The sequence below is a fragment of the Ferrovibrio sp. genome (assembly GCF_036381655.1).
In the GTDB taxonomy this organism is placed as follows: Bacteria; Pseudomonadota; Alphaproteobacteria; order Ferrovibrionales; family Ferrovibrionaceae; genus Ferrovibrio.
The window spans coordinates 37,131-62,219 of the sequence record NZ_DASVCJ010000040.1 but is presented as its reverse complement, the minus strand read 5'-3'; the positions used below and the strand labels follow the sequence as shown (position 1 = coordinate 62,219).

Here is a 25,089-nt window from a genome sequence, read left to right as displayed (position 1 = left end):
GCTGGCCTGCGGCAACAGGCCGCAACGTAATTCAAACGCGCGTGGTGGTCATTTTGTTCCATTGCCGCGGCATGCGGCGGCAGCGATAGCGGTCGCGGATCCGCGTGTTGAAAAACCGCCCTTTCGAAACGGCGGACATCAGCGCGTCATAGACCGACAACGGTACGGCGAAATAGTCGTAGGTTATGCCACTGCTGAAGATCAGCCGCAGGATGCGGCGCTCGGGCTCGTAGCCGACGGCGCGCAGGGTGGAGGAACTGACGGGGATCATTGTCATCCGCCTCATGGCCAGTACCGGCTGTCCGTCAACCGGGATGGCCCCGCCATGTTCCGGCGCCCCGCTCCAGACTGCTGCCGTTCCAAAGCGCCGCTGCGATGCAACCATTTCGCGTCATCGGGTGTTATAGCGCCACGATAGCGGCGCATTTCGATGCGACACTTCCCGACACTGGTTTTCGCGATCTTCATTTCACGCAGACAGGAGCATCTCATGGCCAGCGCCAACCCGAGTGCCGCATCCAATCTCCGCCAGCGTCAGGCGACGCAGCAGCGCGTCCTGGATGCCATCAAGCGGCAGCAGAAACTGTCCCGCGCCAAGGCGCATTGCGAGGCCGAACTCAACAGCCTGCTCAGGCGCGGCCCGGCGGCGCAAAGCCCCGACGACTATGCCGCGCTCTGCGAGCAGAAGCGGAGGGAATGCCAGATGCTGCAGGCCAAGGCCGAACAGGCGGCCACCGAGGTCGGCATGCTCAGCGGCGGCGTCGCCATGCTCGACCTGCATTACGGCTTCCTGGTGCGCGGCCCCGGCGAATAACAGGACCGGTGAATGAATAGGAGTACCGGCACCGGCATCCCGGCGCGGCTTGCCGGCTAGCCTATAGCTGCGGCGTGGCGATATGCTCCGGCCGGTAGCCGACCGCGACGAAGCGCGGCAGAAGCTGGCGCAGCACCGGCAGGCGGGTGATCAGCCGCAGCGGCCAGGGCGGCGCCAAAGCGCCATTCCTGGTGCGATCCGGCTGCGCCGTCAGGACATGGCGCGCCAGAAAGCCATGCGCCATCACCTGAAAGCGCTGCACCAGCCAGGTCGGCAGGAAACGGCGCTGCTGCACGCGCTGCAGCAGCGGATCGACCGGCTTGCGCGCGCGCAGCGCGGCATGCAGCAGGTTGGCCGCCGCCACCGCGTCCTGGATCGCGAGATTGATGCCGACGCCGCCGACCGGCGACATGGCATGCGCCGCATCGCCGATGCAAAGCAGGCCCGGCCGGTGCCAGCGCTGCAGGCGGTTGACCTGCACCGAAAGCAGCTTCAGCTTCTCCCAGTCGTCCAGCATGTCCAGCCGGTCGGCGGCAAACGGCGCCAGCTGCGCGATCTGCGCCTGCAACGCGGCCAGCCCCCGGCGCTTGAGCGCATCCAGGCTGCCCTTGGCGATGATATAGGCGCATTGCCAATAGGCGCCGCGGTCGATCAGCACCAGCGCATGGCCGTAATCGACGCGGCCGAGCAATTCCTGCGGATCGCCGTCCCGGCGCGGGATGCGGAACCACAGCACGTCGATCGGCGCGCCGTAATCCGTCAGCGGCAGGCCGCTCTGCTGGCGCATCAGCGAATGCCGGCCGTCGCAGGCGACGACGAGATCGGCGCGGATTTCGCGCGCGCCCGCCGGCGTTTGCACCCGCACGCCGGCGATGCGGCCGCTGCCGTCGACGATCAGGCCGGTCGCCTCGGTTTCCATCTGCAGGTTGAAGCCGGCATGGCGCCGGCCATGCCCGGCGAGGAAATCGAGGAAATGCCATTGCGGCATGAAGGCGACGAACTTGCAATGCGTCGGCAGATGCGTGAAGTCGCCGATCCGCACGTCCTCGCGGCCGAACCGGGCAGTGAAGGATTCCACCTTCTCATGCGGCAGGCGCAGGAAATCCTGCAGCAGGCCCAGCTCGCGCATCAGTTCCAGCGTCGAGGCATGGATGGTATCGCCGCGGAAGTCGCGCAGGAAATCCTTGTGCTTCTCCAGCACCGCGACATCGACGCCGGCGCGCGCCAGCAAAAAGCCCAGCATGATGCCCGCCGGGCCGCCGCCGACGATGCAGCAGGTCGCTTGCTCGGGCAGGGCTCTGCGATCGTCCGGCATGGCAGTCCCTCCGCTATCCGCTCCAGGAAGCGCAACCCGCAGAAATGTATCAGGCTGCCGCCGGCCGGACCACCGGGCCGCGGAGCGTCTGCGGGATGCGGTTGACCCGGGCCGGCCGGGCTGTAGGGTAGCCGGCGAAAACAGGCCCGCATCCCGCCCCAGGCTGGAGGAATGTCATGACCGGAACCCCGACCTTCGCCATCGCCGGCGGCTTTCTCGGCGTCACCCGCCGCGATCCGGATGCCGCGGCCGTCATCGCCGGCGTGCCGTTCGACATCGCCACCACCAACCGCCCCGGCGCCCGTTTCGGACCCGAGGCGATCCGCCGCGCCAGCCGCATGCTGGTCGATGGCGATCATCCGACCCAGCGGCGCGACCTGACCGGGAAACTCGCCGATATCGGCGATTTCGAGATCGCGCTCGGCGATGTGGCGGCGAGCCTTGAGCTGATCGAGCGACAGGCGGCGCCGATCCGCCATCTGGTCACGCTCGGCGGCGATCATGCCATCGCGCTGCCGCTGCTGCGCGCCCGGGCCAGGCGGCACGGTCCGGTCGGCGTGGTGCATTTCGACGCCCATGTCGATACCTGGCCGGACAGCTTCGGCCAGCCTTACGGCCATGGCTCGGTCTTCTACCACGCCATCCGGGAGGGTCTCGTCGATCCGCGCCGCATGATCCAGGTCGGCATCCGCTCGCCGGTGCAGAAGGAGGTGCTCGACTGGACGCTGCAGCAGGGCGTGAGCATCGTCAGCGCCCAGGAGGTGCACGAACAGGGCGTCGCCCGCATCGTCGAGCGCATCCGCGCCGTGCTCGGCTCGGAAAAGACCGGCGGCGCTGCGTATCTGTCCTTCGACATCGACGCGCTCGATCCCGCCTTCGCGCCCGGCACCGGCACGCCGGAGATCGGCGGGCTTGCCACCTGGCAGGCCCAGGCGCTGCTGCGCGGGCTGGGCGGCCTAAATTTCGTCGGCATGGACATGGTCGAGGTCGCGCCGGTCTACGACCATGCCGAGATCACGGCGCTGGCGGCGGCGACGCTCGTCTACGAATATCTCGCCCTCGCGCTGCCGGCCTGACGCTGTCATCCGCCGCCGGCGCGCGGGCAAAAATTTTCCCGCCGGGCAAATTTTAACTTGCGTCGCGGCGCAGAGTTGTTAAATGACGCCTCAGACGCAGGTCGCACGTGCCCAAGGCCGCCAGGGTCAAGCAACGACGCACGCGTCCTTTTCGGAGAGCCAGCCATCCGTGGGCTGGTGCCTTGAAGGAGGTGACGATGGTTGCGCCGTCAGACAGCGCCAGCTGGCCTTATAGAGGTTGGCCTCATGGAGGTTGGCCTCATAGAGGTTGGTTGTAGCCTTGTTGCGCGCCGGTCCAGGGATCGCCGGATCGGTTAGCGTTTCCCCCGACATTGTTGGTTCCGCCACGCCGTTCGCGGCGAGGCCGGAGTGTACCTGGGAGGATGTGCGATGCGCGCGTCCCGTCTGAGAGTAGCCGTATCCCCGCTGCGCCGCGATGCGCGACGGCGCAGCCGAGAAGCCCTGCCCTCCGTGGCGGCGGCGGTCGCCGCGCTGCGCCCGGAAGAGCCGTTGCATTGCCTGCGCCCGCAGGCGATCACCGCGGCGGCCAGGTCCTTCGTCGCGGCCTTTCCCGGCCGCACGCTCTATGCCGTCAAGTGCAACCCGGAGCCGCGCGTGCTCTCGGCGCTGTGGCGCGGCGGCGTGCGGGCCTTCGACTGCGCCTCGCCGGCCGAGGTGGCCCTGGTGCGCCAGGTGCTGCCCGAGGCCGGCATCCACTACATGCATCCGGTCAAGGCCCGTTCGGCCATCCGCTCGGCGTATTTCGAGCATGGCGTGCGCGACTTCGCCTTCGACGGCGCCGACGAGCTGGACAAGATCCTGGCCGAGACCAGGCAGGCCGGCGATCTCGGCCTGATCCTGCGCATCGCGCTGCCCAAGACGGCGCCCGGCAACGGCGCGGCTTTGGACCTGTCCGGCAAGTTCGGCGCGCCCGGCGAGGCCGCGCCGGACCTGCTGCGCCGCGCCCGCGGCCGCACCGCGCGGCTCGGCATCTCCTTCCATGTCGGCTCGCAGGCGACCGATCCGGCGCTGTGGACGGCGGCGATCGCGCGCGCCGGCGAGATCGCGCAGGCCGCCGGCGTGAAGCTCGACATCCTCGATGTCGGCGGCGGCTTCCCCGTCGCCTATCCCGGCGCCGGGCTGCCCGAGCTGGCCGCGATCATGGCCGCCATAACGGCCGGCCGCGATGCCCTGGCCGCCCGGCTCGGCGGCAAGGCGCCGGACGAGCTGTGGGCGGAGCCCGGCCGCGCCCTGGTCGCCCAGGGTGTTTCGGTGGTCGTGCAGGTGCAGGCGCGGCGCGAGGGCGCGCTCTATATCAATGACGGCATTTACGGCAGCCTGTCGGATGCCGGTGCGCTGCGCTGGCGCTTTCCGCTGCGGCTGCTGCGCGAGTCCGCGGCGCCGCTGCAGGATTTCACCCTGTTCGGCCCGACCTGCGACAGCCTCGACCGCATGGAGGGCGGCTTCGCGCTGCCTGCCGACGTGGCCGAGGGCGACTGGATCGAGATCGGCCAGCTCGGCGCCTATGGCGCGACTTTGCGCACCGCCTTCAACGGCTTCGACCGCGGCCAGCTCGTCGAGGTGGCCGACCCGCCGCTGCTGCTCACGCCCGGCTACGCCGCCGAATGATCCGGCTGAAGGGCATCCGGCTGTTGTCAGCGGCAATATCCCGCCGCTAAGAGAAGGCATGAGATGGACCGGGGGACCGGCCGCCAAGATGGAGTCTGCCCAACATGAAGCATGTGTCGTTTTCCGGCCGCCTGGTCATCCTCGGTTTCGGCAGCATCGGCCAGGGCGTCCTGCCGCTGATCCTGCGCCATATCGACATGCCGAAGGAGCGCATCACCATCGTCACGGCGGAAGACCGCGGCCATGACGAGGCGCGCGAGTACGGCATCCGCTTCGAGCGGATCGCACTGACGCGGGAGAATTACCGCCAGGTGCTGCAGCCGCTGCTCGGCGATGGCGATGCGCTGCTCAACCTGTCGGTCGACGTCTCCTCGGTGGCGCTGATCGAACTGGCGCAGGCGCAGGGCGCGCTTTATCTCGATACCTGCATCGAGCCCTGGGCCGGCGGCTATACCGATCCGTCGCTCAGCCCCTCGCAGCGCTCGAACTATGCCTTGCGGGAATCGGCGCGCGCGCTGGTGCGGAAATATCCGAACGGCTCCACCGCCGTGCTGACCCATGGCGCCAATCCCGGCCTGGTGTCGCATTTCGTCAAGGAGGCGCTGCTGCATATCGCGCGCGATACCGGCCATGGCACGGCCGTTCCGGGCGACCGCGCCGGCTGGGCCGCCCTGGCGCAGCGTCTGGGCGTGAAGGTGATCCATATCGCCGAGCGCGACACGCAGGTGGCCGACAGGCCGAAGCGGCGCGGCGAATTCGTCAACACCTGGTCAATCGACGGTTTCGTCGGCGAGGGCTGCCAGCCGTCCGAGCTCGGCTGGGGCAGCCATGAGAAGCATTTTCCCGCCGACGGCAAGCACCACGATTTCGGCTGCGGCGCCGCGATCTATCTGATGCGGCCCGGCGCCGGCACCCGCGTGCGCTCCTGGACGCCGCTGGAAGGGCCGATGCACGGCTTTCTGGTGACGCATAACGAGTCGATCTCGATCGCCGACTATTACACGGTGAAAAGCGGCGATGCGGTGGTCTATCGCCCGACCGTGCATTACGCCTACCATCCCTGCGACGATGCCGTGCTGTCGCTGCACGAGATTGCCGGCAAGAACTGGGCCATGCAGCCGGCCAAGCGGCTGATGATGGACGAAATCGAAAGCGGCATGGACGAACTCGGCGTGCTGCTGATGGGCCATGCCCGCGGCGCCTACTGGTATGGCTCGCGGCTGACCATCGAGGAGACGCGCAAGCTGGTGCCGTACAACAACGCCACCAGCCTGCAGGTCACGGTCGCGGTGCTGGCCGGCCTTGTCTGGGCGATCGAGAATCCGCGCGCCGGCGTGGTCGAGGCCGACGAGATCGATCATCAGCGCATCATGGAAATCTGCCGGCCCTATCTCGGCGAGATGGCCGGCGTCTACAGCGACTGGACGCCGCTCTTCGAGCGCGAAACGCTCTTCCCGGAAGAGCTCGACCGCACCGACCCCTGGCAGTTCAAGAATTTCCGCGTGGCGTAATCAGCCCCTTCCTTCCGGGAGAGCGGGGGAGGGCTTCAATCGCCATTCGCCTGCGCCATCCCGCTCCAGCACCGTGGCGTGCAGGCCGAAGGGCTCGGACGTCACGCCGCGGATCCATAATTCCATGCGCAGCACCGTGACAGCGATGAAAGCCGCCGCGGCGCGATCCTCCGCGGTCGGGAAATAGACGCTGTATGCGTCCTTCCAGTGGCGGCGGAATGTCGCTTCGTCAGCCAGCAGCGCGGCCTGGCCGCTCAGGACGGCAGAGGCATCCTTGGCATCGTCCTGGAAGATCAGTGTTACGTCCGCGCTAGCGTCCAATTCGGCTGCCTTGCGCGAACGGCCATTGGTGACGAAGCGGATCGTCCAGTCGCTGATATCGGCATCCGAGGCGATACGCCCCATCGGGCGCGCCTGGATGCCGTTCTCCGGTGCCGTCACCAACCAGCAATAGCGCACGCTTTGCACCGTCTTTGCCGCGCCGGCTAGCAGCCGTGCGACATTATGGCCATTTTCAGTGTTGGGCATGGCGAGCCTCGTTTGCGGCAGGAGTGGCGTGACAATAATCGGTATTGACCATACGGTCTAGACCATTTAGTCTAAAACCAAATGGGAAAGGCCTATTTCGACAATGGGGATTTTCTTGCGGCGGCGCGCACGCTGGCGGCAGAGCGCGGCCCTGCGGCTGTTACGGTCGATGCTGTTGCCGCGCGGTTGAAGGCGCCGAAAGGCTCCTTCTATCATCGCTTTGAATCGCGGGATGCCCTACTCGGCGCAATCTGGGTGCAGACCGTGCTGGCCTATCAGGAAGGTTTCATTGCCGCCATCGAAGCCCAAGACGGGCTGGCGGCCGCGTTGCATACGCCGGCCTGGTCGCGCCGGCATCTCGACGACGCCAGGCTTTTGCTGCTCTACAGCCGACATGATTTCGTTCAGGGCGATTGGCCCGTTTCGCTGAAAAAAGACGTACGCGATCAGGCCGCGCGTTTCGAGGCCTGCCTGCGGGATTTCGCCCGCCAGGCTTTCGGGCGCGTCGGCCCGGCCCAGCTCCGGCGCGCCACTTTCGTGCTGGCGGAAGTGCCCGTCGCCGCGGTGCGCGGTCATCTCGAACGCCGCGAGCCGCCGCCGCCTTTGGTCGACGAGCTGATCACGCAAACCTTCCATGCCATCGTCGGCTGAACGCCGGCAGCGCTGCACGACGCATCGGCAGCATGGCTGTGACGCAGCCGTTACCAAAAAATGAGCTGTGAGGGCGCGGAAATTGCGTTAATCGGGGAGAGACCATGCGGCGATTTGTTCCATGCGGAACCGCATCGCCGCGCATTCATTGTGTGGGGCGTTGTGTGTCGGGCATTGTGTGCCGGGTGGACCGAGGCCCGCTCAGGGCCCAGCGACTGGACCAGGAACCAGCGACTGGACCAGGAACCTGAAGCCACGGGTGATTTTCCCGTTTTCATTGAGGATTTTATGCTGACAGCTCTCGTACTCGTATGTTCGCTCGCGGCGACGCCGGATCTTTCGGCCTGCAATCGCCAGACGGCGATCGACGTCATGCGCGTCCCCGAGGAGTTTAGCCATCCCGGCCTGTGCGCCATGCGCGGCCAGGCCTATGTGGCCCAGACCGCGATCGGCCGCGGCCTGCGCGAGGATGAAAGCGTGAAGGTCGTCTGCGTGCCCAGCAGCGGGCGGAGCGTCTCCAGCATCCGCAACATGCAGCGGCGCTGATCCCCGCTATCGCATCACGGCGGTTTCCCGCCGGCCGCGACCTGGGCTAAGCTCTCCGCAGGACTCAACTCTCTCTCCCGCCCCGGGCCAGCGCCAGGTCTTGCATGTTCAGCCGACTGAGGAATCCTGCCGGCAGCCGTTCCGCGGCCGGCGACGCCATCGATTGGAAGCGGGTGGCGCGCTGGACGGATGACGTCGCCGCGGCCGACCTCAAGCGCATCCGCAAGGTGTTCGAGCGCCATACCGGCTCGGCGGTCGAACTGGTCTGGGAGCCGGCGAAAGACGCGCTGCCGCCCGTGCTGGGCTTCCTGGCGGAGCATTGGTTCGCGCTGTCGGCCGCAGCGGCTGGCGGCCCGCCGCATCTGTCGCAGATCGATCCTTTCGCGCTGCGCCCGGCGCTGGGCCACGTCATCCAGTTCGACGTGCTCGATGGCGGCGCGGATTTTCATTGCCGCCTCTACGGCAGCACCATCGCGGCGATCTCCGGCTTCGACATGACCGGCAAGCGGCTTTCCGAATTTCCCGCCAGCCATTATGTCGCCGAATATGCGCTGGCGCAGAGCCGCGCCGCCTGCCGCCGCCGCCGGCCGCTCTATTCGCGGCGCCGGCCGGCGCGGGCCGAATTCGTCTCGAGCTGGCACCGCCTGACGCTGCCATTCGTCGACGATGCGGGCGACGTCGCGCGGCTGCTGATCGGCTCGCTGCCGACCGACGCGGAAGGCAACATCGCCAATTACTGAAGCTCACGACCTCCGCCCATGGAGGATCCGGGCGATCGTCTCGATCCTGGTTTTCGTCTCCGCCCAGCCGATGGCGGTGCGGTGACGCCAGTTCGGATATTCCGTATGGGTGCCGGGAACATTGAGCTGGCGATTCAGCCCGAAGATGTCTTCCAGGGCCACCGCTATCACGGCGCTGTTGGAATCCCCCAGCCAGGCGATCGTCCGCTCGAATGCCGAGCCTTCGGCGGCGGGGCGGCGGGAGCGGATGGCATGCATGAGCGCGGCATAGGCTTTCCGGCGCGCCGCCGCGCTTTCATGCGCCGGTATGCCAAGCGCGCGCAGGGTTTTAAGATCCTGTCCCTCCGCCCAGCCGGCAAAGGGCGGCAGGTCGTGCGTTGCGAATGTCGCCAGCGCCCGATAGGGATAATCCGCCGGATCGCGGAAGCTGCCATCGGCGGCGCGCTCGAACAGGGTGACGATGTAGGTCCAGATGCCGGCGGCGCGAAGCTGCGCGCGCAAGCCCTGCGGAACGGTGCCCAGATCCTCGCCCACCACCAGGCAGCGCCACTGCCGGCTTTCATGGGCCAGAACGGCGAGCAGCTCGTGCAGCGGATAGCGCAGATAGGCGCCCTCGCGGGCGCTGGCGCCATCGGGAATGAGGTACAGGCGGTTCAGGCCCAGGATATGGTCGATCCGTATGGCGCCGGCATACTCCATGGCGGCGGCAAGGATGTCGCGGAACGGTTTGAAGGCGCAGCGAAGCAGCACCGCGGGATCGAAAGCGGTCAGCCCCCAATTCTGTCCTGCCGCATTCAGCGCATCGGGCGGCGCGCCGATCGTGGCGCCCTGGAGAAACGCCGCCTGGTCGTTCCAGGCATCGAAGCCGCAGGGATGCGACCCCACCGCCAGATCGAGATACAATCCGGCCGGCATGCGCTTGCGCCGCGCATGGTCGCGGCAGGCGGCCAGTTGGGCGTGACATTGCCACTGGGCGAATTCGGCCGCGCCGATCGCCTCCGGCTCCTCGGCCGCCAGCCTGGCGATCCGCGCGTCGTCCGGACTGCGCCATGCCTCGGGCCATGCGCGCCAATCCAGGCCGTGGCGCGCCTGCAGCAGATCGAAGGCGGCGAAGCGCCGCAGCGGCTCGCCCCTGCGCCGGCGGAAATCGGCGAATTCGGCAGCGGCAGCGCCATCCGGATGCGCGATGAAACGCCGATACGCCGCATCGATGACGGCATATTTGGTCCGCGCGGCCGAGGCGTAATCCATCAGCGCGGCGTTTCGGGGCAGATCGCGGGCCAGGCTTGCGAACTCGTCCGCGTAGCCGGGCAGGCGGCGCAGATCGAGATACAGGGGATTGATGAACAGGCGGCTGCTCGGAGCGTAGGGGCTGGCATCCTCGGGGCTGTGCCGGAACAGCGCATGCAGCGGGTTGAGCCCGATGCCGCCGCAGCCCGCCGCCGCGCAGATCTCCAGCAGGCGCAGCAGATCGCCGAAATCGCCATGGCCCCAATTGTCCGGCGAGGCCAGGGCATAGAGCTGCAGGCCCAGCAGCCAGGTCCGCTTGTCCTGGCGCGCGAATGCCGGCTGATAGGCCTCGCGGGGCGTAACCAGGACCGGCCAGCCGGCGCCGGCATCCCCGGCGATGCGCAACAGATACTCGCCCGCCGGCAGATCGGCCGCCAGCCGTGCCGTCGCGCCCGAACCGCTCAGCACCGTCCGGCCGTCGCGGCTCAGCAGCCATGCGCTGGCACTGCTGCCGTTGCTGCTGCTGCCGTTGCCGCCGTCGTTGCCGCGCAATGCGGCAAGGTCGATGGCATCGCCCGCCATCGCCACCGGATGCCGCTGCGTCTCCGCCGAGGCAGAGAGCAGTTTCCCGAGCTTTTCCAGCGTCGCGGCGGAGGGCCGCTGCAGCTTGCCCTCGGCATCTTCGTAAACGGTCAGCAACGCTGCAGTGTAGCTCTTCCGGTCCGCTGTCGTCTTCCGGTCCGCTGTTTCCGCCACATCCCCTCGCTCGCGCCGCGCGCGCAGCCTTCGCCCATGTAAATCATGTGAACAGGGCAGCCGGCGAACCTGTTCCGTCCTGCGCCGCCGCCGCCGGCGGCACGCAAACAGGGAACCGCAAACAGGGAACCGCAAACAGGGAACCAATGTCCCCGCGGCGGGGTTTCTGGGGCCTCGCGGCATCGGATGAAGTGGTGGCAGGCTTGGCGAAGGATCGGAAACACCCATCTCCCCAGCTGCTGGCCAATCTGCGTCCCGCCGAAACCGCCCGCGTTTTCATCGAAGACGTCTATCCGTCCATCGAAAACGGACGCTTTGCCGCCAAACGCATCGTCGGCGAGAAGGTCGAGGTCTGGGCCGACATTTTCCGCGATGGCCATGACATCCTCTCCGCCCGCATCCTCTGGGGGCTGGAGGGCGAGCTGGACCGCCGCACCGCGGCGATGACGCATCACGGCAATGATCGCTGGATGGGCAGTTTCGTGCCGGACAAGCCCGGCCGCTACGTCTATGCGATCGAGGCCTGGACGGACACCTTCGCAAGCTGGCAGCGCGACCTGAAAGTGCGTCAGGCCGCCGGCCAGCCGCTCGAGCAGGAGATCGAGGAGGGCTGGCGGCTGCTCGACCGCGCCCGCATCGCCCCGATGGCGCGCCGCGAGGCCGGCTCGCCGGAAGCAGCCTTCCGCGCGCTCGCCGCGGAGGAACTCGCCCATACCATGGCGGAAGCGCTGCCGCAGGCGGACCGCTCGATCAGCCAGGATTTTCCGCTGCGGGTGGACCGCCCGGCGGCGCGCGCCTCGGCCTGGTACGAGATGGTGCCGCGCAGCCAGGGCACGGAGCCCGGCCGCAGCGCGACCTTCGACGATTGCATCGCGCGCCTGCCCGATATCGCCGCGCTCGGCTTCGATGTCGTCTATCTGACGCCGATCCACCCGATCGGGCAGACCAACCGCAAGGGGCGCAACAACAGCACCATTGCGGCGCCGGGCGATCCGGGCAGCTTCTACGCCATCGGATCGGCGGAAGGCGGCCATGACGCGGTTCATGCCGAGCTGGGCGGGATCGAGGCCTTCCGGCGCTTCGTGCGGGCCTGCCGGGATCACGAAATGGAGGTGGCGCTCGACTTCGCCATCCAATGCTCGCTCGATCATCCCTGGCTAAGCGAGCATCCCGACTGGTTCCAGCGCCGGCCGGACGGCACCATCCGCTATGCGGAAAACCCGCCGAAGAAATACGAAGACATCGTCAATGTCGATTTCTACTGCAGCGACTGGGCGAATCTGTGGAAGGCGCTGCGCGACGTCGTGCTGTTCTGGGTCGGCGAAGGCGTGAAAATCTTCCGCGTCGACAATCCCCATACCAAGCCGTTTCCGTTCTGGGAATGGATGATCCGCGAGGTGCAGCGGCAGGATCCGGATGTCCTGTTCCTGTCCGAGGCCTTCACGCGGCCGAAAGTGATGAAGGCGCTGGCCAAGCTGGGCTTCAGCCAGTCGTATACCTATTTCACCTGGCGCACCACGAAGGCGGAACTGGGCGAATATCTCTCGGAGCTCACCGCCTTCCCGACGCGCGAATTCTACCGTCCCAATTTCTTCGTCACCACGCCGGACATCCTGCCCTACCAGTTGCAGAGCGGCGAGGCATGGCTGTTCAAGGCGCGCTTCGCGCTGGCCGCCACATTGTCCGGCGCCTACGGCATCTATAACGGCTTCGAACTGCTCGAGCACGAGCCGCTGCCCGGCCGGGAGGAATATCTCAACTCGGAGAAATACGAGTTCAAGACCCGCGACTGGAACAAGCCGGGCAACATCAAGGGCTACATCGCGCAGCTCAACCGGCTGCGGCGCGAGAATCCGGCCCTGCAGCAGACCAACGATCTGCGCTTTCTGCTGCTCGACCACGACGGCACGATCGGATTCCTGAAGGAATCCGGCGACGGCACGAACGCCATCGCCTGCGCCATCGCGGTCAGTGGCGCCGAGCCGCGCCAGTTCTGGCTGCATTTCGGCGACCTGACGATCGGCCCGGCCGGCGACCGGAAAAGGGTCGCCGCCCTGGTCAACCTGCTCGACGGTTCCGAGCATCGGCTGGAATGGGGCGGGATACGCCTGACGCTGGATCCCGCCGTCAATCCCATGATCGTCTTCCGGTGCCTGCCATGAACGCGCCGGTCGGCGCCGAAGTCCTCACCGCGCTGCGGCCGCCGGTCGCGGCGCATGAGGAGAATCTCGATTGGTACAAGGACGCCGTCATCTACCAGCTGCATGTGAAGGCCTTCTGCGACAGCAACAATGACGGCATCGGCGATTTCGCCGGCCTGACCGGCAAGCTCGCCTATCTCCAGGACCTGGGGGTCACCTGCCTCTGGCTGCTGCCCTTCTACAAAAGCCCGCTGCGCGACGACGGCTACGACATCGCCGATTACCGCTCGATCAACCCGGCCTTCGGCGATATGGGCGATTTCCGCCGCTTCATGGCGGAGGCCAAGCGCCGCAATCTGCGGGTCATCACCGAGCTGGTGATCAATCACACCTCAAACGAGCATCCCTGGTTCCAGCGCGCCCGCCAGGCCCGCAAGGATTCGGCCTGGCGCGACTGGTATGTGTGGAGCGACACGGACCGGAAATATCCGGAAACCCGGATCATCTTCACCGACACGGAAAAATCCAACTGGACCTGGGACCCCGCCGCCAAGGCCTATTACTGGCATCGCTTCTTTTCGCACCAGCCCGACCTCAATTTCGACAATCCGCAGGTCATCGCCGAGATCGTCAAGGTGATGCGGTTCTGGGTCGACAAGGGCGTCGACGGCTTCCGCCTCGACGCCATCCCCTATCTCCTCGAACGCGAAGGCACCAGCAACGAGAACCTGCCCGAGACCCATGCGGTGATCAAACGCCTGCGCGCCGAGCTGGATGCCTATGCGCCGGGCAAGCTGTTTCTGGCCGAGGCCAACCAGTGGCCGGAGGATGTGAGCGCCTATTTCGGCGACGGCGACGAATGCCACATGGCCTATCACTTCCCGCTGATGCCGCGCATCTACATGGCGATCGCCCAGGAAGACAGGCATCCGATCACCGACATCATGCGGCAGACGCCGGACATTCCGGACAATTGCCAATGGGCGCTGTTCCTGCGCAATCACGACGAGCTGACGCTGGAGATGGTGACGGATGTCGAGCGCGACTATCTGTGGTCCACCTATGCCACCGACCCGCGCGCCCGCATCAATCTCGGCATCCGGCGCCGGCTGGCGCCGCTGATGGATGGTGACCGGCGCAAGATCGAACTGATGAACAGCCTGCTGCTGTCGTTCCCCGGCACGCCGATTCTCTATTACGGCGACGAGATCGGCATGGGCGACAATATCTTCCTCGGCGACCGCGACAGCGTGCGCACGCCGATGCAATGGACGCCGGACCGCAATGGCGGCTTTTCGCAATGCAATCCGGCGCAGCTTTATCTGCCGGCCAACATGGACCCGGTCTATGGCTATCAGGCGGTCAATGTCGAAGCGCAGTCGCGCAGCCTGTCATCCTATCTGAGCTGGACGAAAAAGCTGATCGGCGTGCGCAAGTCGAGCAAATGCTTCGGCCGCGGCACGCTGACCTTCCTGCGCCCGGACAACCGCGCGATCCTGGCCTATCTGCGGCAGGACGGCGACGAGGTGATCCTGTGCATCGCCAATCTGTCGCGCGCGGCGCAGGCGGCCGAAATCGACCTGTCCCATTTTGCCGGCCGGCATCCGCTGGAAATGCTGGGCCGCACCTGGTTTCCGGCCATCACCAAGGAGCCGTTTCAGGTCACGCTCGCGCCATACGGCTTCTTCTGGTTCCAGCTTTGCGGCAAGAAGCCGCTCGACTACAAGGAGCTGCCGGTCAAGCCGGCTTTCCCCACCCTGGTCTGGCCGGTCTCCTGGAGTTCGCTCGACAAGGGCGTCGCCCGGGTGGCGCTGGAAACCGAGGCGCTGCCGGGATTCATCCGCGCGCAGCGCTGGTTCTCCGACAAGTCGTCCCGCCATCTGAAGGCGCAGCTCAAGGCGAACCTGGTGCTGCGGGACGGCGAGCCCGGCCTCAGCCTTGCCATCGTCGATACGACATCGGCCAACCAGTCGGGCCGCTATGTGCTGCCGCTGATGACCAGATGGGCGCGCGTCGATCCCGCCAAGCCCGGCGCCGCCGAGCAGGTCCTCGCCGCGATCCGGCGCGGGCCGCGCGAAGGCATCATGGCGCAGGCCACCAACGAGCCGGATTTCGCCCGCGAGATGCTGGAGCATTTCCATCGCGGCAGCAGCGTGGCGCAGGGCGATCAGGCCATCCGCTTCCTGCCGACGCCGCAATTCCGGCAGGCGGCGCTCAATCCGGTGGAGACGGCGCACAGCGTCGGCGTGGAGCAGACCAATTCCTCGATCATCATCAACGAGGAATATGTCCTCAAGATCTACCGGCAACTGCAGCCGGGCGTGAATCCGGAAATCGAGATCGGCCGCCACCTCGCCGCGCGCGGCTACGGCAACACGCCGGAATTCCTCGGGGCGGCGGAAATCGACCTGGACGGCGCGGCGAATGGCCTGGCCGTGCTGCACCGCTTCATCCGCAATCAGGGCGACGGCTGGGCTTTGACCACCGGCCATCTCGACCGCTTCCTGGAGGAGCGCCGCCTGCTGCCCGCCGGGGACGCGCCCTCCGACGGCGTGCACAACACCTATCTGGTCCGCATGACGGAAATCGGCGTCCGCCTTGCGGAGCTGCACCGCGCTTTGGCCGAGGACCATGGCGACGAGGCCTTCCGGCCCGAGCGGATGACGCAGGAGGATGTGCAAGGCGAGCGCTCGAAAATCCTCGATCGCGCCACGGCGCTGCTCGATGCCCTGACGAAGGCGGGCGGCGGAATTCCCGCCAAGGCGCAGCCGCTCGTCGCCGCCATCCTCGGCCGCAGGGATGCGATCCTGAAGCGGCTGGACGGATTGGTGCCGGCGCATCCGTTGCCGCTCAAGATCCGCTATCACGGCGATTTCCATCTCGGCCAGGTGATGATCGTGCAGGGCGATGTCTACATCCTGGATTTCGAGGGCGAGCCGCATCGCAGGATCGAGGAGCGCCGCCGCAAGGGCGTCATGCTGCGCGATGTCGCCGGGCAGCTCCGCTCGCTGGATTATGCCGGACTGTCGGCGCTGGAGCGGCTGCTGCAGACCCTGCCGGACGGCTCGGAAAGCATCAACGCCGAGATCGCCGACTGGCGCAACCGCTCGGCCGCCGCCTTCCTGGACGCCTATCGCGCCGGCATGGCCGGGCATCCCGCCTGGCCGGAGGACGAGCTTGCCGATGATTGGATCCGCCTGCTTCAGGTCGACAAGGTGATCTACGAGGTCGGCTACGAACTCTCGAACCGGCCGAGCTGGCTGCATATGCCGCTGATCGGCCTCTGGACCCTCCTGTTCAACAGCGAAGCCGCCCCGGTATGAAGACCTTGCCGCCAGCTGCCAGAGCGATCATCCAGGGGCAGCATTGCGATCCCTTTGGCTATCTCGGCCTGCATGAGGAAAGCGGCAAGCCGGTGGTGCGCGCCTTCTTCCCCGACGCGATGCAGGTCTGCGTATTGCAGGACAATGCGAAGATAGACCTGCCGCGGCTGGACGAAGCCGGGCTGTTCGCCGGGCCGGTCGCCAAGGCCGACCCGCATTACCGGCTGCGCGTGCAGTTCAAGACCGGCGCGGCGGAATTCGAGGATGCCTACCGCTTCCCGCCGATCCTGGGCGATCTGGATGTGCATCTTCTGTCGCAGGGCGCGCATCTGGAGATGTACCGCAAGCTCGGCGCCCATCCGATGACGCTGGACGGCGTCGCCGGCGTGGCCTTCGTCGTCTTCGCGCCGAATGCGCGCCGGGTCAGCGTCGTCGGCGACTTCAATCACTGGGATGGCCGCCGGCATGCGATGCGGGTGCGCGGCCCCGGCTTCTGGGAAATCTTCGTGCCCGGCGCGGCGGTGGGCGACAATTACAAGTTCGAGGTGATCTCCGAACATGGCGCGCTGCTGCCGCTGAAGGCCGACCCGCTCGCCTTCGCCAGCCGCCTGCGCCCGGACACGGCTTCCGTCGTCTTCGATCTGGGCTGCCTCAGGCAGATCACGCCGGCGCCCGCCGATGCCAACCGGCGCGACCGGCCGATCTCGATCTACGAGGTGCATCTCGGCTCGTGGCGCCGCCGGCCCGAGGAGGGCGATCGCTGGCTGTCCTACCGCGAACTGGCCGACGAATTGCCGCGCTATGCCGCCGAGATGGGCTTCACCCATATCGAGCTTCTGCCGGTGATGGAGCATCCCTTCGACGGTTCATGGGGCTATCAGCCGATCGGGCTGTTCGCGCCCACCAGCCGCTACGGCACGCCGGCGGATTTCCTGCATTTCGTCGAGGCCTGCCACGAAGCCGGCCTGGCCGTCATTCTCGACTGGGTGCCGGGCCATTTCCCCGACGATCCGCATGGCCTGCACCGCTTCAGTGGCCAGGCCGTCTACGAACACGAGGATCCGCGCCAGGGCCGGCATCTCGACTGGGGCACGCTGATCTACAATTACGGCCGCGTCGAAGTCGCGAATTTCCTCTTCACCAACGCGCTGTTCTGGCTCGACCGCTACGGCACCGACGGCCTGCGCGTCGATGCGGTGGCGTCGATGCTCTATCTCGACTACAGCCGGCCCCAGGGCGAATGGGTGCCGAACCGTTTCGGCGGCCGCGAGAATCTCGAAGCCGTCGATTTCCTCAAGCGGCTGAACCGCGAAGTGTTCGGCCGTTTTCCCGCCGCCACCACCATGGCCGAGGAATCGACCGCCTGGCCGCAGGTGTCGCGGCCGATCGAGGGCGGCGGGCTGGGCTTCGGCTACAAATGGAACATGGGCTGGATGCACGACACGCTGCAATATATCGGCCGCGATCCGGTCCATCGCAAACACCATCACGACGAAATCTCCTTCGGCCTGCATTACGCCTTTTCCGAGAATTTCATCCTGCCGCTGTCGCATGACGAGGTCGTGCACGGCAAGGGCTCCATCCTCGCCCGCATGCCGGGCGACGACTGGCAGGCCTTCGCCAATCTGCGCGCCTATTACGGCATGATGTTCGGCCATCCGGGCAAGAAGCTGCTCTTCATGGGCAACGAATTCGCGCAGCGCGCCGAGTGGAGCCACGAGCGCAGCCTCGACTGGCATCTGCTCGGCGATGCGCGCCATGCCGGCGTTCAGACCCTGATCCGCGATCTCAACCGCCTTTATGCGGGCTGCGCGGCCCTGCACGAATGCGACTGCGAGGCGGCGGGCTTCGAATGGATCGTCGGCGGCGATGTGCAGCAAAGCGTCTTCGTCTGGCTGCGCCGCGGCCGCGATCCGGATGCGCTCTGCATCGTGGCGTCGAATTTCACGCCCGAAATCCGGCGCGGCTACACATTCGCCGTGCCGCGCGGCGGCACATGGCGCGAGGTGCTGAATACCGACTCGGCCTTCTATGGCGGCGGCAATGTCGGCAATGCCGGCGAAATCCGCGCGCAGCAGGACGCGGCCGGCGCCAGGCTGACGCTCGACCTGCCGCCGCTCGCCACCGTCTTCCTGGTGCCGGCGCCATGAGCATGCGGGTGCTGCCTGGACATGCCGAGCAGTTCGGCGCCACCTGGGACGGGCGCGGCGTCAACTTCGCGCTGTTCTCGGCCAATGCCGAGAAGGTGGAACTCTGCCTGTTCGATCCCCAGGGCCATCGCGAGCTGGAACGCGTGGCCCTGCCCGAACGCACCGACGACGTCTTTCACGGCTATCTGCCCGATGTCTCGCCGGGCCAGCTTTACGGCTATCGGGTCTACGGGCCGTATCAGCCGGCGAAGGGGCACCGCTTCAATCATCACAAGCTGCTGCTCGATCCCTATGCCAAGGCGGTCACCGGCCGGCTGATCTGGAGCGATCACCTGTTCGGCTACCGCGCCGACAGCGCGCGCGCGGATCTGTCCTTCGACCGGCGCGACAGCGCGCGCGGCATGATCAAGGGCATCGTGGTGGACGACGCCTTCACCTGGGGCGGCGATCTGCCGCTGCGCACCTCCTGGGCCGATACGGTGATATACGAGGCGCATGTGAAAGGCCTGACCCAGCAGCGCCAGGACGTGCCCGAAGCCTGGCGCGGCCTGTTCCGCGGTCTCGCGGCGCCGGAAATGGTGGCGCATCTCAAGCGGCTGGGCGTCACCGCCATCGAATTGCTGCCGGTGCATGCCTTCATCGACGACCGGCATCTGATCGAGCGCGGCATGCGCAATTACTGGGGCTACAATTCGATCGGCTATTTCGCGCCCGAGCCGCGCTTCGCCCCCACTGGCGGCGCCGTCTCGGCCTTCAAGTCGACCGTCGCCCGCCTGCACGATGCGGGCATCGAGGTGATCCTCGACGTGGTCTACAACCACACCGCCGAAGGCAACCAGCTCGGGCCGACCATGTCCTTCCGCGGCATCGACAACGCCTGTTACTACTGGCTGAAGCCGGACGAGCCGCGCTATTACGAGGATTTCACCGGCTGCGGCAATTCGCTCAACCTCACCCATCCGCATGTGCTGCAGATGGTGATGGATTCGCTGCGCTACTGGGTCGAGCAATGCCATGTCGACGGCTTCCGCTTCGACCTTGCCACCACGCTTGGCCGCGGCGCGCAGGGCTTCGACCGGCAGTCGAGCTTCTTCGCCGCGATCCGGCAGGACCCGACGCTGTCGCATGTGAAGCTGATCGCCGAACCCTGGGATCTGGGCCTCGGCGGCTATCAGGTCGGCGCCTTTCCCGATGGCTGGTCCGAGTGGAACGACGCCTTCCGGCAGACCGTCCGCAAGTTCTGGCGTGGCGAGGAAGGCCTGATCGGCACGCTGGCGGGAAAGCTTTCCGGTTCGGCCGATCTGTTCAGTCACGACGGCCGCGGGCCGCGCGCCAGCATCAATCACGTCACGGTGCATGACGGCTTCACCCTGGCCGATCTGGTCAGCTATGCCGAAAAGCACAACGAGGAGAATGGCGAGGAGAACCGCGACGGCTCCGATCACAGCGACAGCTTCAATTGCGGCGTCGAAGGGCCGACGGACGATCCGGAGATACTCGCCAGGCGGAAGAGCATACGCCAATGCATGATGGCCTGCCTGCTGCTGTCGCAGGGCGTGCCGCTCATCCTGGCCGGCGATGAGGTGGCCAACAGCCAGGGCGGCAACAACAACGCCTATTGCCAGGACAGCCCGATCGGCTGGGTCGACTGGTCGAACCTGAACGATCCGGGTTTCGACATGACGGCGCTGATCGGCCGGCTGGCGGAACTGCGCCGCCGGTTTCCGCAGCTGGCCTCGCAGCGCTGGCTCGGCATGGGCAGGCCGGGCGAGCCGCATACGATCCAGTGGTGGCGGCCGGACGGCGCCGAGATGACCGAGGGCGACTGGCATTTCGAGCAGGCGCGCTATCTGTGCTGGACCGTCGGTCCGCTGGCCGACGGGCATCCGCCGGTGCTGATCGCGATGAACGGGGCCGATATCGCCGTGCAGCAGATGCTGCCGGACTGGCCCGGCATCCGGGAATGGCGAACCGAACTGTCGTTCGACGAAGCGCCGGCGCCGCACGGCCTGCAAGGCGGCGGCGAGGTCGCCATCCCGCCCTATGCCGTGCTGGTCCTGGGCGGCTATCCATGAGCGGGAATGCCGTCCTGCGCCATGGTCCGCTCGTGCAGCCGGGCAAGGTCACGTTCAATCTCTGGGCGCCGGCCGCCCAAACCGTCGCGCTGATCCTGGGCGGCCGCGCCTTCCCGATGCAGCCGGCGCCGGACGGCTGGTTCAGCCGCGCCGTGCCGGAGGCCGGCTCCGGATCGCGCTACCAATTCGAGGTGGATGGCCGGCTGCGCGTGCCCGACCCCGCCTCGCATTACCAGCCCGAGGATGTCTCCGGCCCCAGCGAAGTGATCGATCACGAATTCGGCTGGAGGGCCGCGGCATGGCGGGGGCGGCCCTGGTCGGAAGCCGTGATCTACGAATTGCATCTCGGCAGCTTCAGCGCCGAGGGCACGTTCCGCGGCGCCATCGCGCATCTCGACCATCTGGTCGAAACCGGGATTACCGCGATCGAACTGATGCCGGTGGCGGATTTTGCCGGCGCCCGCAACTGGGGCTATGACGGCGTGCTGCTGTTCGCGCCCGACAGCGCCTATGGCCGGCCGGAGGATCTGAAGGCGCTGATCGACGCCGCGCATGAGCGCGGCCTGATGGTCTTCCTCGATGTGGTCTACAATCATTTCGGCCCGGAAGGAAATTACCTCGAACAATATGCGCCGCATTTCTTCACCGAGGACGGCCATACGCCCTGGGGCAAAGCGATCGATTATCGCCGCGCGCCGGTGCGCGCCTTCGCCATCCAGAATGCGCTGCACTGGCTGTCGGCCTACCGCTTCGACGGGCTGCGGCTCGATGCCGTCCACGCGATCCGCATGCGCGGCGAGCCCGACATCCTGCGCGCGCTGGCCGAGGCGGTCGGGACGCTGGCCGAGGCGGAAGGCCGCCACATCCATCTGATCCTGGAGAATGACGACAATGCCGCCGACCTGCTGGCGCCGCAGCGAAGCGGCGGCGCGTTCCGGGCGCAGTGGAACGACGATTATCACCATGCCTGGCATGTGCTGCTCACCGGCGAGACGGCCGGCTATTACGAGGATTATCCCAGGCCGCATGCCCAGCTTTTCCGCGCCCTGGCGCAGGGCTTCGTCTATCAGGGCGAGGCCTCGCTGCATCGCCGCGGCGCCCGGCGCGGCCAGCCCAGCCGCGGGCTGCCGCCCGCCGCCTTCGTGAACTTCCTGCAGAATCACGATCAGATCGGCAACCGGCCCTATGGCGAGCGGCTGTCCGCCATCGCCTCGCCGCGCGCGGTGGAAGCCGCGCTCGCCGTCACCCTGCTGGCGCCCTTCGTGCCTTTGCTGTTCATGGGCGAGGAATGGGGCGCGCCGCAGCCGTTTCCCTTCTTCTGCGATTTCACCGGCGTGCTGGCCGATGCCGTGCGCAACGGGCGGCGCCGGGAATTCGCCGCGATGTTCCGCGCCGCGCGGCCCGGCGAGGAGCCGCCGGACGCGCTCGCCCTCGATACTTTCCTGATGACGAAGCTCGACTGGGCGGGCGGGCGCGCCGGCGAGGCCGGCCGGCGGCTGACGCTGGTCAGGACGCTGCTGGAGATCCGCCGCCGCCATGTCGTGCCGCTGCTGCAGGGCTGCGAACCGCTGCAGACCGCCGGCGAGATCGACGGCCATTGCCTGCGCTGCGCCTGGCTGCTGGGCGTCGCGCGCCTGACCTTGCAGGCCAACCTCTCCGACATGGCGGGCGAGGACCGGCATGGCCGGCCGCAGGGCGCGGTGATCTGGGGCAATGCCAGCGGCGACGGCCTGCCGCCCTGGCATGTCGCCTGGTGGCTGGAGGGCGCCTGATGCCGCCTGATCCGCCGCGCGCGACCTACCGGCTGCAGCTGACGCCGGATTTCGGCTTCGCCGCGGCCGCCGGGCGCGTGCCCTATCTGGCCGAACTGGGCATCAGCCATCTTTATCTGTCGCCGATCACCACGGCCCGCAAGGGCAGCATGCATGGCTATGACGTCACCGATCCGACGCGGCTCAATCCCGAACTGGGCGGCGCGGCGGGATTCGATGCGCTCTGCGCCGCCTGCCGCGCGGCCGATCTGGGCATCCTGGTCGATTTCGTGCCGAACCACATGGCGGCGGTGGCGGAGAATCCCTGGTGGTACGATGTGCTGCGCCGGGGCCGGGAATCGGATTTCGCCGCCTTCTTCGATATCGACTGGCGCCGATACGACGGATACGAGCATCCGGCGGTGACCCTGCCGATCCTGGGCAGTTCGCTGGAAGAGGCGATAGACAAACGTCAGTTGCGGATTGCCGGCGACGAGCTTCGCTATTTCGAGCACCGGCTGCCGCTCTCGGCGCCGTCGCTGCAAAATGCGGATCGCGACGCAGATGCCGGCGCGCTGCGGCCCTTGCTCCGGCAGCAGCATTACCGCCTGGTGCATTGGCAGCGCGCCGCCGCCGAGATCAACTATCGCCGCTTCTTCGACATCAACGAACTGGTCGGCCTGCGGATCGAGGATCCCGCCGTGTTCGATGCCGTGCATCGGCTGCTGTTCCGGCTCGTCGAGGAGCGCAGGATTCACGGCGTCCGCCTCGATCACATCGACGGGCTGCGCGATCCCGCCGCCTATTGCCGCCGGCTCGAGGCCGAGCTGGCGGCGCGCGGCCTGCCGCAGCCCTATATCCTGGTCGAGAAAATCCTCGAAGCCGACGAGCCCCTGCCCGATCTGCCCGGCGTCAGCGGCACGACCGGCTACGAATGGGGCAACCTGATCACGCGCCATCTGATCGATCCCGCCGGCCTGTCGGCCCTGCGGGCCTATTGGCAAGAGAAGGGCGGGCAAGAGAAGGGCGGGCAAGAGAAGGGCGGCCAAGAGAAGGGCAGGCAGAGCAGCTGCGCCGATGCCAAGGCCTATGTGCTGAACACCCTGTTCGCCGGCGAGCTGGAGATGCTGGTCTCGCGGCTGGCGCAGCTTCCGGCGATGGCGGCGGCGCAGGCCGGGCGCGCGCAACTGCGCCAGGCGCTCGCGGCCTATATCATCGCCCTGCCGGTCTACCGCACCTACATCACGCCCGGCCGTCTGTCGCCGCACGACGCCGCCATCGTCCGCCAGGCCCTGCGCGACGCCAGGCAGGCGGCGGCGCAGGATTGCCATGCGGTTCTCGATCGGCTCGAAGGCCTCCTGCTGGCGGCCGGCGGCACGGCGGAGGCGGGCGAATTCGTCGCCCGGCTGCAGCAGCTTTCCGGCCCGGTCATGGCCAAGGCGCTGGAGGATACGCATTTCTATCGCGCGGTGGCGCTGCTGGCGCTGAACGAGGTCGGCGGCAGTCCCGACAGCGCGGCCGCGGATACGGACGAATGGCATCGCCGCCTGCGGCAGCGCCAGGCCGCGCAGCCGGCCGGCCTCACCGCGACGGCGACGCACGATACCAAGCGCGGCGAGGATGCGCGGCTGCGCATCGCCAGCCTGACGGAAATATCCGCCGACTGGATCGCGCTGATGAAGGCCTGGCTGCGCCGCCCGCCGGCCGCCGGGCTCGATGCGGGGCATGAATATCTGCTCTATCAGACCCTGCTCGGCGCCTGGGACGATGCCGAGGGCGGCTCTTGCGGCGATGCCCGAAAGAATGCCCGGGACGGCGCGCCCGGGGAGGATTTCCGCCGCCGCCTGAAGCAATACGCCGTCAAGGCCCTGCGCGAGAGCAAGACGGCGACGAACTGGCTGCAGCCGGACGAAGCCTACGAGCAGGCCGCGCTGGCCTTCCTCGATGCGCGGCTCGACGACGCCGATTTCCGTGCCGCCTTCCGTCCTTTGGCCGCGCGCGCCGCCTTGCTCGGCGCGCTGTCCGGCCTGTCGCAACTGGCGTTCAAGACGCTGATGCCGGGCGTGCCGGATTTCTATCAGGGCAGCGAATTCTGGGATCTTGCGCTGGTCGATCCCGACAACCGGCGGCCGGTCGACTGGGCGGCGCGCGCGCTTGCCCTCGATGCCGTCCGCGCGCCCGACTGGCCGGCGCTGCAACGGCGATGGCAAGACGGCCGGATCAAGCTCGCCCTGCAATACCGGCTGCTGCAATTGCGCAAACGGCTGCCCCTCGTTTTCGAGCGCGGCGCGTATATCCCGCTGCCGGTCGCTGGCGATCCGCACGTCACCGCCTTCGCGCGCGCGCATGACGGCGACATGATCGTCTGCCTCGCCCTGCGCCGCTTCGCCCCGGTCAGCGATGGCGGCCGCCGCTGGCCGGATCATGCCGCCTCAGCCGGCAGCGGCGGCAGTAGCGGCAGTAGCTCTATCCGTTTGCCGGACGGGCTGCGGTTTTGCGACAACCTGACGGAGGGGCGGCTGACGCCGAGCGCCGGAACGGTCCGGCTGGCCGATCTGCTCGGCACTTTGCCGGTCGCCGTCCTCTCCGCCCGCCGCCAGGGCTGAGGGCGCGTTCGCAAGGCGCCGGATGCCGGCCTGCTGCCGCGGCGGGCATCGCCGAGGCTCGACGAGTGGCCAGACGGAATCTTCAGTCTTTGCGATACATGGAAACTGGCGTCCCCGGAGAGATTCGAACTCCCGACCCGCTGCTTAGGACGCAGCCGCTCTATCCAGCTGAGCTACGGGGACGCTGATCCGGCCGCCGGCGCCGCAGGGGGCGCCATATCTGCCTGCCAGGCGGGCGAACACTAGC

The 25,089-nt window shown here is 67.4% G+C and carries 17 protein-coding genes and 1 tRNA gene; 13 read left to right on the top strand and 5 right to left on the bottom strand.

Annotated features, from left to right (window positions below; genetic code table 11):
* Window positions 1–31 precede the first annotated feature (31 nt).
* Complete coding sequence (locus VF194_RS08185) at window positions 32–271, bottom strand: KTSC domain-containing protein (RefSeq protein WP_330889854.1); 240 nt, start codon at window positions 269–271, stop codon at window positions 32–34.
* Window positions 272–490: 219 nt separating this feature from the next.
* On the opposite strand from VF194_RS08185, the gene VF194_RS08180 reads away from it, so the two are divergent.
* Window positions 491–814 (top strand): hypothetical protein, encoded by a 324-nt coding sequence (locus tag VF194_RS08180; RefSeq protein WP_330889853.1) that lies wholly within the window; start codon window positions 491–493, stop codon window positions 812–814.
* Between the two features lie 61 nt (window positions 815–875).
* Here VF194_RS08180 and VF194_RS08175 read toward each other — a convergent pair whose 3' ends face one another.
* Window positions 876–2,129: an FAD-dependent oxidoreductase gene (locus VF194_RS08175; RefSeq protein ID WP_330889851.1), complete on the bottom strand. Its 1,254-nt coding sequence runs from the start codon at window positions 2,127–2,129 to the stop codon at window positions 876–878.
* Window positions 2,130–2,305: 176 nt separating this feature from the next.
* Here VF194_RS08175 and speB point away from each other — a divergent pair, with 176 nt between their 5' ends.
* The 3 genes from speB to VF194_RS08160 all read left to right on the top strand — a co-directional run bounded on the left by speB (window position 2,306) and on the right by VF194_RS08160 (window position 6,345).
* Window positions 2,306–3,205, top strand: a complete 900-nt coding sequence (gene speB, locus VF194_RS08170; RefSeq protein WP_330889849.1) for an agmatinase — start codon at window positions 2,306–2,308, stop codon at window positions 3,203–3,205.
* A gap of 390 nt (window positions 3,206–3,595) precedes the next feature.
* Window positions 3,596–4,834, top strand: coding sequence for a type III PLP-dependent enzyme (locus VF194_RS08165; RefSeq protein ID WP_330889847.1), 1,239 nt, complete (start codon window positions 3,596–3,598; stop codon window positions 4,832–4,834).
* 104 nt (window positions 4,835–4,938) lie between these two features.
* The gene (locus VF194_RS08160) at window positions 4,939–6,345 is read left to right on the top strand and encodes a homospermidine synthase (RefSeq protein WP_330889845.1); all 1,407 of its coding nucleotides are present in this window, start codon (window positions 4,939–4,941) and stop codon (window positions 6,343–6,345) included.
* Here the strand turns inward: VF194_RS08160 and VF194_RS08155 are convergent, their stop codons facing one another.
* Window positions 6,346–6,873, bottom strand: coding sequence for a pyridoxamine 5'-phosphate oxidase family protein (locus VF194_RS08155; RefSeq protein ID WP_330889842.1), 528 nt, complete (start codon window positions 6,871–6,873; stop codon window positions 6,346–6,348).
* 81 nt (window positions 6,874–6,954) lie between these two features.
* On the opposite strand from VF194_RS08155, the gene VF194_RS08150 reads away from it, so the two are divergent.
* The 3 genes from VF194_RS08150 to VF194_RS08140 all read left to right on the top strand — a co-directional run bounded on the left by VF194_RS08150 (window position 6,955) and on the right by VF194_RS08140 (window position 8,810).
* Window positions 6,955–7,524 carry a TetR/AcrR family transcriptional regulator gene (locus tag VF194_RS08150; protein ID WP_330889840.1) on the top strand — a complete coding sequence of 190 codons (570 nt, stop codon included), beginning with the start codon at window positions 6,955–6,957 and terminating at the stop codon, window positions 7,522–7,524.
* 288 nt (window positions 7,525–7,812) lie between these two features.
* On the top strand, window positions 7,813–8,070 hold the full coding sequence (locus tag VF194_RS08145; protein WP_330889837.1) for a hypothetical protein: 258 nt from the start codon (window positions 7,813–7,815) through the stop codon (window positions 8,068–8,070).
* 104 nt (window positions 8,071–8,174) lie between these two features.
* Window positions 8,175–8,810 (top strand): hypothetical protein, encoded by a 636-nt coding sequence (locus tag VF194_RS08140; RefSeq protein WP_330889835.1) that lies wholly within the window; start codon window positions 8,175–8,177, stop codon window positions 8,808–8,810.
* A 3-nt stretch (window positions 8,811–8,813) separates the two neighbouring features.
* On the opposite strand, the gene malQ is transcribed toward VF194_RS08140, so the two are convergent.
* Window positions 8,814–10,796: a 4-alpha-glucanotransferase gene (malQ, locus tag VF194_RS08135; RefSeq protein WP_330889833.1), complete on the bottom strand. Its 1,983-nt coding sequence runs from the start codon at window positions 10,794–10,796 to the stop codon at window positions 8,814–8,816.
* Window positions 10,797–10,990: 194 nt separating this feature from the next.
* On the opposite strand from malQ, the gene VF194_RS08130 reads away from it, so the two are divergent.
* From VF194_RS08130 to treY, 6 genes are read left to right on the top strand one after another with little or no spacing between them, the layout of a single operon-like run.
* The gene (locus tag VF194_RS08130; protein WP_330889831.1) at window positions 10,991–12,958 is read left to right on the top strand and encodes an alpha-1,4-glucan--maltose-1-phosphate maltosyltransferase; all 1,968 of its coding nucleotides are present in this window, start codon (window positions 10,991–10,993) and stop codon (window positions 12,956–12,958) included.
* Window positions 12,955–16,260, top strand: a complete 3,306-nt coding sequence (gene treS / locus VF194_RS08125) for a maltose alpha-D-glucosyltransferase (protein ID WP_330889829.1) — start codon at window positions 12,955–12,957, stop codon at window positions 16,258–16,260. Before VF194_RS08130 ends, treS begins: the two co-directional genes overlap by 4 nt.
* Window positions 16,257–18,410, top strand: coding sequence for a 1,4-alpha-glucan branching protein GlgB (gene glgB, locus VF194_RS08120; RefSeq protein ID WP_330889827.1), 2,154 nt, complete (start codon window positions 16,257–16,259; stop codon window positions 18,408–18,410). The genes treS and glgB overlap by 4 nt, the downstream gene beginning before the upstream one ends.
* Window positions 18,407–20,485, top strand: coding sequence for a glycogen debranching protein GlgX (gene glgX / locus VF194_RS08115; RefSeq protein ID WP_330889825.1), 2,079 nt, complete (start codon window positions 18,407–18,409; stop codon window positions 20,483–20,485). Before glgB ends, glgX begins: the two co-directional genes overlap by 4 nt.
* A complete protein-coding gene (treZ, locus tag VF194_RS08110; RefSeq protein WP_330889824.1) occupies window positions 20,482–22,257 on the top strand; it encodes a malto-oligosyltrehalose trehalohydrolase in 1,776 nt (591 codons plus the stop codon). The genes glgX and treZ overlap by 4 nt, the downstream gene beginning before the upstream one ends.
* Window positions 22,257–24,842, top strand: coding sequence for a malto-oligosyltrehalose synthase (gene treY, locus VF194_RS08105; protein WP_330889822.1), 2,586 nt, complete (start codon window positions 22,257–22,259; stop codon window positions 24,840–24,842). Before treZ ends, treY begins: the two co-directional genes overlap by 1 nt.
* Window positions 24,843–24,948: 106 nt before the next feature.
* On the opposite strand, the gene VF194_RS08100 is transcribed toward treY, so the two are convergent.
* Window positions 24,949–25,025: transfer RNA gene (locus tag VF194_RS08100), tRNA-Arg, on the bottom strand.
* Between the last annotated feature and the right edge of the window lie 64 nt (window positions 25,026–25,089).

Coding starts and splice junctions, on each gene's coding strand:
- glgX (WP_330889825.1), top strand. CDS start 18,407: ATGAGCATGCGGGTGCTGCCTGGACATGCCGAGCAGTTCGGCGCCACC.
- treS (WP_330889829.1), top strand. CDS start 12,955: ATGAACGCGCCGGTCGGCGCCGAAGTCCTCACCGCGCTGCGGCCGCCG.
- VF194_RS08175 (WP_330889851.1), bottom strand. CDS start 2,129: ATGCCGGACGATCGCAGAGCCCTGCCCGAGCAAGCGACCTGCTGCATC.
- treY (WP_330889822.1), top strand. CDS start 22,257: ATGCCGCCTGATCCGCCGCGCGCGACCTACCGGCTGCAGCTGACGCCG.
- VF194_RS08165 (WP_330889847.1), top strand. CDS start 3,596: ATGCGCGCGTCCCGTCTGAGAGTAGCCGTATCCCCGCTGCGCCGCGAT.
- VF194_RS08180 (WP_330889853.1), top strand. CDS start 491: ATGGCCAGCGCCAACCCGAGTGCCGCATCCAATCTCCGCCAGCGTCAG.
- VF194_RS08145 (WP_330889837.1), top strand. CDS start 7,813: ATGCTGACAGCTCTCGTACTCGTATGTTCGCTCGCGGCGACGCCGGAT.
- VF194_RS08160 (WP_330889845.1), top strand. CDS start 4,939: ATGAAGCATGTGTCGTTTTCCGGCCGCCTGGTCATCCTCGGTTTCGGC.
- VF194_RS08140 (WP_330889835.1), top strand. CDS start 8,175: ATGTTCAGCCGACTGAGGAATCCTGCCGGCAGCCGTTCCGCGGCCGGC.
- VF194_RS08150 (WP_330889840.1), top strand. CDS start 6,955: ATGGGAAAGGCCTATTTCGACAATGGGGATTTTCTTGCGGCGGCGCGC.
- VF194_RS08155 (WP_330889842.1), bottom strand. CDS start 6,873: ATGCCCAACACTGAAAATGGCCATAATGTCGCACGGCTGCTAGCCGGC.
- VF194_RS08185 (WP_330889854.1), bottom strand. CDS start 271: ATGATCCCCGTCAGTTCCTCCACCCTGCGCGCCGTCGGCTACGAGCCC.
- treZ (WP_330889824.1), top strand. CDS start 20,482: ATGAGCGGGAATGCCGTCCTGCGCCATGGTCCGCTCGTGCAGCCGGGC.
- glgB (WP_330889827.1), top strand. CDS start 16,257: ATGAAGACCTTGCCGCCAGCTGCCAGAGCGATCATCCAGGGGCAGCAT.
- speB (WP_330889849.1), top strand. CDS start 2,306: ATGACCGGAACCCCGACCTTCGCCATCGCCGGCGGCTTTCTCGGCGTC.